Below are 9,638 nucleotides of genomic sequence, written 5' to 3'. Positions count from 1 at the left end.
GACAGCAAGGTAATCGAGACCGATCTTGATGAACCAGGTAGACCAAAGTGGACTGAGCGTATGCCTATTAAGCCTGCGACTGTTAAGAGTCTGGATAAGGATGCCGAGATGCAGACAACCATCGAAGGACTCCCTAAAGGACTCAGCTTCGATGGCAGAACTATCACTGGAACACCGGTCGTTGACGACGACAAGTGGGACGGTGACGGGGGGATGTTCAAGACAGTAACCCTTAAATTCAAAGCCAAGAAGAACGGTAAACTGCTAGTTAGAAAGTACAAATACTGGATTTATAGAGACAAAGACCACGACGGAATCGCTGACGATGACGAGGACGGCGGAGTGGCATTTACACCTCAGAGAGTGAATACACAGCCAATAGAAGTGGATGGCAAGGAGCCAACACTCGAGGATTACAAGGCTAAGTTTAGCAACATTCCTGCTGACGGTTCGGTTAAGGTAACTCTCGTACAGAAGCCAGACTTATCCAAGAAGGGCTTAACAAAGGCAGTTCTTGAATTCTCAGTAGATGGAATCGATAAGAAGACTAAGACGCCAGTAATGGTTAATGTCAAGAATCCAGTAGAGAATGCTACAACCGCAGCTGTTGCAAGCAGTGCAGCTAATACAAGAAGTGCTGCTACATCAGCAATCGCTAGCTCAAACACAAGAGCAAGCTCAGGTGCAGCAAGTGCAAGTCACCAAGAGAGTGGTAAGGTTAATAAGAAAGAAGACGTACAGAAGCCAGCAGAGAGCAAGGTAGTAGCAGAAAACTCTGCTGCGGCTGAGACGGAAAGGACGGTATCGTGAACTTAATATTTGGAATCGCAGTGACTGTCATATTCTATATTCTGACAGCAGATGCAATTAAGAAGCACCCAGGGGCTTTTTATCTAGGCATATACGTGTGGTGCGGAGCGGTAGTTCTATATTACAACTACGGTTATGTTCAAAAGTTCCCAGAGTGGTTTAACGTGTACTTTATGGACATGTTCGTTAGAGGTATATTCACTACGGCTACATTTATGGTAGTTATGTACCTTGGTGTAATCACTAAGCACAACAAGCTCTCTCGTAAGCTGATGAGTGTGCGCGGAGAGATTTCTATCATCGGAAGCTTGCTAACACTAAGCCACAACGTGGTTTTCGGAGTTCATTACTTCCCGATGCTGTTTACAAATCCAAAGGCTATGCCTACTAGAGAGCTGATTGCATCGTCAATCACTCTGTGCCTGCTAGCTATGCTTATTCCTCTCTTCATCACCTCATTTAAGGTGGTTCGTCGCAAGATGAGTGGTAAGACTTGGAAAAAGATTCAGCGCATGGCATATCCGTTCTTCATCGGAATCTACGTACATGTAATGGTGCTGTACTCGGCAGATGTGAAGTCTCATATAACCGGAATAGTTGTTTATACATTGATTTACGGCAGTTACGTAGTACTAAGGCTCAGAAAGGCAGCGCTAAAGAGCAGAAAGCTCAAGGCTGCTGTATAAACAGATAGCTTTCATAGTTTATACATAAAATAAAGCAAAACAGGGGCTGGCTCGAATGAGATCGCCCCTGTAGTTTAATTAAATCTGAAAATATATTATAACTTTGAGTTTTTATGCCAATTAATACTTGTAACTAGGTACAAGCTCCTTAAGTGTAGGCATAATTCCTATGTTGCCAGGTGTCTGTCCTGGCAGCTGCCAGAAATCATGAGCGCAGTATACATTGCCCTCGATGATAGCAGGCCCATTCGGAGTTACAGCAACGTCCCAGCCCACGTATCTGATTTGTGGAACTTCCATCGCTGCTTTCAGAACCATCTCCTTAGCTTCCTTAAAGAGCGGCGTCTTAAAGCCGACTAGCTTCTCATGTGAGTTAGGGTGCTCCGTGTAAAGTCCTTCTGCTTTAGTGTCACCAGAGTGAGCAGGGAAGAGGAACTCGCCAGTCTCTAGGTCAACTGGTCCGTGAACTCCGTAGTTGTCTACAACTCTGCCGTTGATGCCGAACTTCTGAACTGAATATATCAGATGTGGCTTGCCGTCATCACCGATAATCGTAATCATACGCATAGTGTTGGCACTGCCTGAATACACTTTGTTAAGGTCAGGATGATTCTCGATAACTCCTTCAAGAGTTCCAAATCCCTTTTCCTTGATATAAGCATAGAATTCATCGAAGTTCTCAAAGTCAGAAGTCTCAAGTCGCTCGCAACCGATTCCGCACTCGAGATCCTTCAGCTTGCAGAAAACCTTATCTTTTCTGTTGAAATACGCCTCAATTTCTTCTTTAGTAGCAGTCTCAAGCTCGATAAAGTCACGGCCGATGTAGTCCTTGAATTTTTCGTTAAACTCATCCTTGTTATCAAAGAAATGTGCGTAAGCTGGATCATTCATCTGAGATACAAGCTTCTTGCTTCTGAATCTAGTCAGGTAAGTATCTCTCTCCGCGTCAGTCTTGTCCCAGAACTGGAAGATTACATAATCATAGTAACCGGCATCGAATTTTCTCATGCAGTGCACAATTTCCCTTGCACACGCAAGCTTGCTCTTGCCAGAAATTCTGTGCGCCTCGTTGACACAATCTGTGAACTTCTTGAAGCTAGCGTTCTTGAGCACTCTTAGTCCGTACTTTAGTTTGCTTTCGCCCATATAAATTCCTCATTTCATAAATCGTAAAATATTTTGTTTATTTAGTTATTTTATATCATGTAATAGTTATAAATCAATTGTTTATTAGGCTATTTCGTGAATCGTAAGTTGCCCGAGGATACACTAACTGTGGTATTATAAACGTATTGAGAAAAGAGAACAAACTGCTATTTAACAGGATATGAGTAAACGAAATATGAAGTATTAGAAAGCCGCAAATCAGGGTTGTAATTAGATGCAATGTGTAAAGGGTTAATAACATGACGAGACAGAGATATTCAAGACAGGGATACGGAAGAAATAATAAAAAGCTGGAGAAGATGGTTGCGACGCTAGTAATCGCTATAGCTGTTCTTATCCTTAATCAGATGGGAGTAGATATAGGCGATTCAGGTAGTTCGAGTAACAAGGTCAAACCGCTTAAGGAGAAAAGCGTCGAGCAGTTGCTTGATGAAGTGAAGGTAGCATCGCCGAACGAGTATGTAGATTATGACAGGGACTCATATACTGAGCCTTACAAGAGAATCGAGTATAAAGGCAGGAAGTATTCTCTTAGAAAATTCGCATTTGTAACGAGTAAGCACTATAAGAGTGGTTCATACACAGATCCATATACAGGCGATAAGCTTGATATCAATGACAGCAACTTCGACCATATAATTCCGCTTAACTATGTAAATAAACACGGCGGAGCTGGATGGAGTCACTCAAAGAAGCACCAGTACGCGACGGACGTACGTGTGGGTGTTGATGTAGATGGGGCGATAAACCGCGATAAGTCTGACAAAGGTCCAAGCGAGTGGCTGCCGGATACCAACATTGATGACTATTGCTACACTTGGCTTGTGATTGCCGTGAGTTACGATATAGAGCTCTCGCCTGATGATGTGAGGGTGATTAAAGAGAATGTCGGAAGTAGTCCAAAACTGATAAACCCATATAATTAATGGAGATTTACAATGTACATGTATTATTACAATTCGCCGATGGGGCTACTCAAGTTGTGTGCCGATGAGGACAGCCTACTCGGTGTATGGTTTAACGAAGATAAGATATATGGATCTGTAGAGCATATCGATAGTCCAGCGGCAAATAAACATATAGCTGATACGGTGCGTTGGCTTGATGAATATTTCAGAGGTAATACTCCCAGCTTCACGCCGGAACTGAAGCTACATGGATCAGAGTTTAGAAAGATTGTCTCTCGGATAATGCTGGAGATTCCGTGCGGTGAACTCTGTACATATAGTGAAATCGCGAGCGAAGCCGCGAGAAGACTAGGTAAAGAACGCATGTCAGCGCAGGCTGTGGGCGGTGCTGTTGGAGCAAACGAATTCTCAATCATAGTGCCTTGCCACCGAGTAGTAGGGAAGGATGGAAAACTTACAGGATATGCTGGCGGCATGGAAAAGAAAATCTATTTGTTGCATCACGAGGGTGTTGATTTTAAAAAGCATAATCTGAGGTAACAATAGACGAGTATATCCAGAATATAGTGATAATAAAAATAACAGACAGAGCTACGTTCTTTGCCTTCTGTTTTCGTTTGATTTTAGAATAACTTTTTCACCCACAGTCCAGTTAATGGCGTTAGTAGGGCATATGCTTCTACACTTGCCACAGCGGATACATTCGACGCTATTGATATTATCGAGTACCTTGACCTGCATGTCGCAGTGAATTTCGCACTTCATGCAGTTTATACATGTTCCCCTATCCAATTCCATCTGAAGTACACTAAAGCGGTTAAAAAACGAATATATAGCACCTAGGGGGCATACATATTTGCAGAAAGGTCTGTAGATCATCGTCGAAAGTATTACCGTGATAATCAGGAGAATCATCTTCCAGTTAAAGAGGACTCCCATCATCGCACGGAGTGACTCGTTCTTAATGAGGAGTGGGATTCCAGCCTCGATAGTACCTGCTGGACAGATGTACTTGCAGAAGAATGGTTCACCGATTCCAAACTCGTTTGAGAGAGTTATCGGCAGTGCAAGTACGAATACCAGAAGTATAACGTATTTGAAGTATCTGAGCACTTTATCCAGCCATACAGGTATCTTGCGCTTCTTGACTCTAATCTTGTGTAACAAGTCTTGGAAGAAGCCGAATGGACATAAGAATCCGCATACAAACCTGCCGAGAAAGGCCCCTGTAATCATCAAAAATCCCATCACATAATATGAGATGTGATATTTGTTACCGTTTTCGACTGACTGAAGTGCTCCAATAGGGCAGGCAGTGCTAGCTGCAGGGCATGAATAGCAGTTCAGCCCAGGTGAGCAGAAACTCTTGCTATCGCCCTTGTGAATTGTACCATTTCTAAAGTTTGAGATGTGAGGGTTGGTCAGGAATACAGCTACAAGCTGCACAAAATGACGCCTTGGGTTGTTTGTCTTCATGGCGCCTCCTAACCGATACCAATGCATTCGAGACAGACGGTGGCAGCCTTACTGAAGACTGTCGCCATCTCACCTCTATCGATACCAACAATTAACATAACGATACTAGCCGCGATTAGGAAGGCCGGTATCAGCTTCTTATACTTCTTAGACATAATATCTTATCTAGTATTCTCCTACTAGGATAGCTTCTCAAGGCGAGTATTTATTTCCTTCATGTACAGCTCTGCAACTGCATCTGCATCACGTGTTGAGAATGCTCCAACCTTAGGTTCACCAACCTGCTTGCCATTCTTATCAAAGAAGATTGTAGTAGGTGTACCGCTTACGTGCTTTAGAAGTCGATCGTTTAGTGAATCACTTGGTACGAGTGTCTTGGCAGTTAATCCCTGTTTTGCAAGTATGTCTTTAGCAGTATCAGGTGAAGCCTCTCCATCAAGACAAATAGTTATAATCTGCACATTAGAAGGGAGCTTCTCTTTTAGTTTCTCAAGAGCAGGCATCTCATCAATGCAGTAACCGCAAGTTGTCGACCACACGTTAACCACCGTTAGATCGTAATCCTTTAGATTGTCCTGTGTGAATTTCTCGCCGTCAAGAGTAGTAGTTTCAAACTTCTTGAGGCTAGACTTAGGGCTTTCGCTACCCTGTGAGTCTGATCCTCCCTTGCTACAACCTGTAAATATTAGTGCGAGCGCAAGCACAACTGCTGCCATCGCTACAAATCTCATAATGTGTATTTTTCTCTTCATAATATTCCTCAATATTCCTTATTTATCGCGAGTAAACGCAACACAATATACTATGTCTTTGCGATATGAATTTAGTATATCATTTAAGTTAGGGAATTAATAATTATAAAAATCTTAATTTTAATTGTGTACTATCAAAATTATTAATAAAAATACATCGTTGACCTATGCGGCCAATGATACTAGAATTATACGATATGGAAAAGGAGAAAAAGGATATGAATATTACAGTTTACTGTGGCTCTCGCTTCGGTGAGAAGTCCGAGTTTAAGGATAGAGCTGTTGAGCTTGGAAAATGGATTGTTGAGAGCGGTCACAGTCTAGTTTATGGCGGCGGAAATGTCGGCCTGATGGGCACTGTTGCAAATACTGTTCTCGAAGGTGGTGCCAAGGTCTACGGTATCATTCCAGAGTTCCTGCTCGAACAAGAGAAGGGTCACGAGGGTCTCTACACGCTAGAGATCGTACAGTCCATGCCAGAGCGTAAGACTCGCATGATTAAGCTGGGCGATGCTTTTATCGCAATGCCAGGGGGGCCTGGTACTCTCGAGGAGATTTCAGAGATAATATCACTCAGAAGACTTAATAGAACAGAAAAGCCTTGTATTGTTTATAATATCGAAGGCTTCTATGACTCGCTAAAAACGTTAATAGATGAGATGGTAGATGACGGCTTTCTGCCAGCTGAGGATTTAAGCAAAGTCGTTTTCGCTAGTAACCTGGATGAAATTAAGGCGGTGTTAGACGAGAAATAGATTTGCAATAATATAAGGAGTTCCTATTTAAAAGAGCTATATTAACATAGAAATAATTGGTAAAAACCATTTTGACAATCATATATAACCTATATACAATTATTTTGTAGGTTGCATAATCAATGGACTGAAACCGTGGTTGTTTCAGAAGGTCACTGGGAATAGGTGAAAAAATGAAGAGAAAGATATTACCAATTATTATGATTCTGGCTATCAGCACAGCTCTCTTTGCAGGCTGTACAAAGAAGGACACAGATGATAAGAAGAACAAGGACGGCTACACGCACATATCAGGCAAGGAAGCAGCTGAATTCGTTGAGAATGCAGATAAGGACGATGCGAAGATTGTTGACGTAAGAGGCAAGGTTGCTTGGGGAATGGGACACATTCCAAAGTCTATTCCAATCTGGTACGAAGACTTCGACAAGGGCGAAGTTAAAGAACTTCCTGATAAAAATCAAAAGATACTTCTATACTGTGATTACGGCGGTCTCAGCAAGAGAGTGGCAAAGCGTCTTGCTAAGCAGGGATACACTAACGTATATGAGTTCAATGGACTCAAGGTATGGAAGGGCGAAGTAATCGTCGAAGAAGAGTATAAGGATTTGCAGGAGGGCGAGAGCAACTAACTTATTGTAGATAGCAAGTATATTCAGAAACCAAAACAGCGAGGGAAAACCCTCGCTGTTTCCATGTATCATCATTCTGCTGCGGCTGTGTATGCAACGTAGAGCCGAATAAACCAGAGCTGCTTGAGCCTGAAGATAAATGCGATGAAGAAGATGAGGTTGAGCTGCTTGAAGTTTACTTCTTAACTGTGAGCTTCCAAGCTTTGTTGTCCTGCTTGTCAAACTCAAGCACTTCGTGGTTATGCTCCTCGCAGTAACCAGGAAGATTTACTACTGCGTCTGGGCAAGTGAATTCTACTTCGATAACCTGACCTTCCTCAGCCTCACTGAGAGCCTTCTTGAGCTCTACTAGTGGTAGTGGGCAGTCCATTCCCTTTGTATCTAGCTTAATGTTTTCCATCGTTATTCCTCCTGATGTGGTTATAAATAATTTCATATATAAGCTGCAACTGTTGTTATTAGCCTCTAGCGCTTTTAGAACAGCGAACGTACATAAACCATGCTCCAAACCAGATTCCAAGTGCAATGAATAGTAGTGCGAGCCAAGCTCTAGTTGCTAACTGAGAAGTTGCCACTAGACCGTTTCCAATCAGGCAGCCCTTAGCCCATACCGCTCCGATGCCCATGAGCATACTTCCCAAAACAGTTTTGATTACAATCTTCTTATCCGTCTTAACTATCGAAAACTCTTTGCTTATTAGCGCTGTGAAGAATGATCCGAGGATAATTCCCACGATCACCAAGTTGTCCCAACCGACGCCGCCGGTTCTGCTATAGACAACTCATCCGATAGGCTCAGAATGTGTGCCAGTAATCATGTTAAACCATGATAGCACTGGGTCTGAGATTGATATTCCACCGTTTCTACCAGTCAAGCTGCTGAAGTAGAATGCAGCAGCCATAAGCACGCCGATGAGTACAACCGTTATCTCACGGCTCCAGATCTTCTCGCAGAATATGTGGCGTAGACCAGTGTATGACTGCGGCAGTTTGTACTTAGGCTTATGTGCTCTGTAGTGACGAAACATTATTACGTAGAGCAGAATCACTACTGGTGCAAAGATGAACACGGGCGAGAACGGCATATCGAACAGGTCGATATCGTATACCTCTTGAATTCCCATTACCTTCTGCGTAAATGGCTTGAAAATCCATTTGTTTGTAAAATATTCAGTTGTTGCAAAGACAATCAGCGATAGTATTCCGATGATTCGGCCATCTCCCGACTTCACGAGTGTACTCGTAACGCAGCCATTTGACAGCACTGCGCCTACTCCGAAGATAAAGCCTCCTAGAGGAACGGCAATCATCGAGTAGCAACCGAAGAATGGTGCTGGAATGGTCATACTGCCAACGAGTATGTGGTAAAGCAATCCTTCAGTAGCGATTATCGCTAGGATGAGAACAGCATTATAATATTTCTTCTCAAGATAGATATCTCGTATTGTTCCGGTAGGACAGAAACGTCCGCGCTTGAGTAGAAAGCCGAACAGCAATCCTATAAATAAACCAGATAAATTCAGTAACAAAGTAGCCTCCTTTGTTTATATGAGCTCTAATTTATAATTATATTTATTTAGATAAAGCCTTAATACATGTATATAGATAATAAATACTAAATTATTTCAAATAAGGAATATCTATGTATTTAAATCTGTGGAATACTCGGTATCAGTGCAAAATATTGGAAATAACAACAATAAAAGTATAAAAGAGACAAGAAATCCTTGACTGTCAACGAAGCTAAGAGTATAATCCTTTATGCAAACAATAATTAACAATGTTAAGTATTAACTACACAAAGTAAATAGTAGCAATCGAACCTTAATAAACGGTTATTACAGCTTGTATTAAGCATGTTAATGAAACAATTAAGAAAATAGGAGTTTCTAATGAAAGACTATCAGTTAAAATTCTTACTTCAGATGCAAAGCTTTCATAAGGTTAAGTTTTGGAAGCTTGTACCGGAGCTAAGTCCGAGCGAACATATGCTGATTAACGCCCTCTGTAGATGCGAGTCTGGCAAGTGTGGTGAGTTTTCCGATGATATAGATATCGACATATCTGTACTGAAGGGAATAAAGGTGTCCGAACTTGCCAAAGCTATTAATGCGACAATGCCAGGCGTTTCACGTATGTTAGCTGATCTTGAAGAGAAAGGAATAATTGAGAGAAGAATCGATTCGAACGATAGACGTAATACTTTGGTGTTTTTCACTGAAGATGGATTTACAAAGATTAAAGGATACAAGAAGATAATCGATTCATATTTTGATGCTGTCTTTAGCAGGTTCGGAGAAGATAAAGTATCCGAGGTTATATCACTTATTTCAGAGCTCTCAGATATAGCGCAAGAAGAACTAGAAAATGAGCTTAATACGAGTTTTGACACTCATAGAGAAAATAGTATTTCTGTGAGTGATAATTCGCATGAGGAAGGGGATGACAGATAGTA

Annotated in this window: 12 protein-coding genes and 1 pseudogene; 7 read left to right on the top strand and 6 right to left on the bottom strand. The window is 41.9% G+C overall.

Features of this window, described 5'->3' with window-relative positions:
- Both AXF17_RS07495 and AXF17_RS07490 read left to right on the top strand, forming a co-directional pair.
- Window positions 1-810 (top strand): hypothetical protein (locus AXF17_RS07495; protein ID WP_207651548.1); only part of this gene is annotated, 810 nt, incomplete at its 5' end.
- Window positions 807-1,496, top strand: a complete 690-nt coding sequence (locus tag AXF17_RS07490) for a ferric reductase-like transmembrane domain-containing protein (protein WP_094234481.1) — start codon at window positions 807-809, stop codon at window positions 1,494-1,496. The genes AXF17_RS07495 and AXF17_RS07490, both read left to right, overlap by 4 nt.
- A gap of 120 nt (window positions 1,497-1,616) precedes the next feature.
- Here the strand turns inward: AXF17_RS07490 and AXF17_RS07485 are convergent, their stop codons facing one another.
- Window positions 1,617-2,642, bottom strand: coding sequence for a sugar-transfer associated ATP-grasp domain-containing protein (locus tag AXF17_RS07485; RefSeq protein WP_094234480.1), 1,026 nt, complete (start codon window positions 2,640-2,642; stop codon window positions 1,617-1,619).
- Between the two features lie 260 nt (window positions 2,643-2,902).
- Between AXF17_RS07485 and AXF17_RS07480 the strand changes: the two genes are divergently transcribed.
- Together AXF17_RS07480 and AXF17_RS07475 are read left to right on the top strand one after the other, a co-directional pair.
- On the top strand, window positions 2,903-3,589 hold the full coding sequence (locus AXF17_RS07480; protein ID WP_094234479.1) for a hypothetical protein: 687 nt from the start codon (window positions 2,903-2,905) through the stop codon (window positions 3,587-3,589).
- Window positions 3,590-3,601: 12 nt separating this feature from the next.
- Window positions 3,602-4,111, top strand: coding sequence for a methylated-DNA--[protein]-cysteine S-methyltransferase (locus tag AXF17_RS07475; RefSeq protein ID WP_237049035.1), 510 nt, complete (start codon window positions 3,602-3,604; stop codon window positions 4,109-4,111).
- A gap of 51 nt (window positions 4,112-4,162) precedes the next feature.
- Here AXF17_RS07475 and AXF17_RS07470 read toward each other — a convergent pair whose 3' ends face one another.
- Genes AXF17_RS07470 through AXF17_RS07465 form a run of 3 tightly spaced genes read right to left on the bottom strand, consistent with a single transcriptional unit; the run spans window position 4,163 to window position 5,799 of the window.
- Window positions 4,163-5,047 (bottom strand): 4Fe-4S binding protein, encoded by an 885-nt coding sequence (locus tag AXF17_RS07470; protein ID WP_094234478.1) that lies wholly within the window; start codon window positions 5,045-5,047, stop codon window positions 4,163-4,165.
- A gap of 8 nt (window positions 5,048-5,055) precedes the next feature.
- Entirely contained in the window at window positions 5,056-5,202 is a 147-nt protein-coding gene (locus AXF17_RS09230) for a CD1871A family CXXC motif-containing protein (protein ID WP_169711338.1), read from the bottom strand.
- Window positions 5,203-5,226: 24 nt separating this feature from the next.
- A complete protein-coding gene (locus tag AXF17_RS07465) occupies window positions 5,227-5,799 on the bottom strand; it encodes a TlpA family protein disulfide reductase (protein ID WP_237049034.1) in 573 nt (190 codons plus the stop codon).
- A gap of 218 nt (window positions 5,800-6,017) precedes the next feature.
- On the opposite strand from AXF17_RS07465, the gene AXF17_RS07460 reads away from it, so the two are divergent.
- Window positions 6,018-6,554, top strand: coding sequence for an LOG family protein (locus AXF17_RS07460; RefSeq protein WP_094234477.1), 537 nt, complete (start codon window positions 6,018-6,020; stop codon window positions 6,552-6,554).
- Window positions 6,555-6,727: 173 nt separating this feature from the next.
- The gene (locus tag AXF17_RS07455) at window positions 6,728-7,183 is read left to right on the top strand and encodes a rhodanese-like domain-containing protein (RefSeq protein WP_094234476.1); all 456 of its coding nucleotides are present in this window, start codon (window positions 6,728-6,730) and stop codon (window positions 7,181-7,183) included.
- Window positions 7,184-7,358: 175 nt separating this feature from the next.
- Here the strand turns inward: AXF17_RS07455 and AXF17_RS07450 are convergent, their stop codons facing one another.
- The gene (locus tag AXF17_RS07450; protein ID WP_094234475.1) at window positions 7,359-7,583 is read right to left on the bottom strand and encodes a sulfurtransferase TusA family protein; all 225 of its coding nucleotides are present in this window, start codon (window positions 7,581-7,583) and stop codon (window positions 7,359-7,361) included.
- Between the two features lie 58 nt (window positions 7,584-7,641).
- A pseudogene (locus AXF17_RS07440) lies at window positions 7,642-8,679 on the bottom strand (YeeE/YedE family protein).
- A gap of 396 nt (window positions 8,680-9,075) precedes the next feature.
- Between AXF17_RS07440 and AXF17_RS07435 the strand changes: the two are divergent.
- On the top strand, window positions 9,076-9,636 hold the full coding sequence (locus AXF17_RS07435) for a MarR family winged helix-turn-helix transcriptional regulator (protein WP_094234473.1): 561 nt from the start codon (window positions 9,076-9,078) through the stop codon (window positions 9,634-9,636).
- The last annotated feature ends 2 nt before the right edge of the window (window positions 9,637-9,638 follow it).

The sequence above is a fragment of the Mogibacterium pumilum genome (genome assembly GCF_002243385.1).
Classification (GTDB): Bacteria; Bacillota; Clostridia; order Peptostreptococcales; family Anaerovoracaceae; genus Mogibacterium; species Mogibacterium pumilum.
Note: the sequence above shows the minus strand (reverse complement) of the source record. Positions and strands in the feature narration are given on the sequence as shown.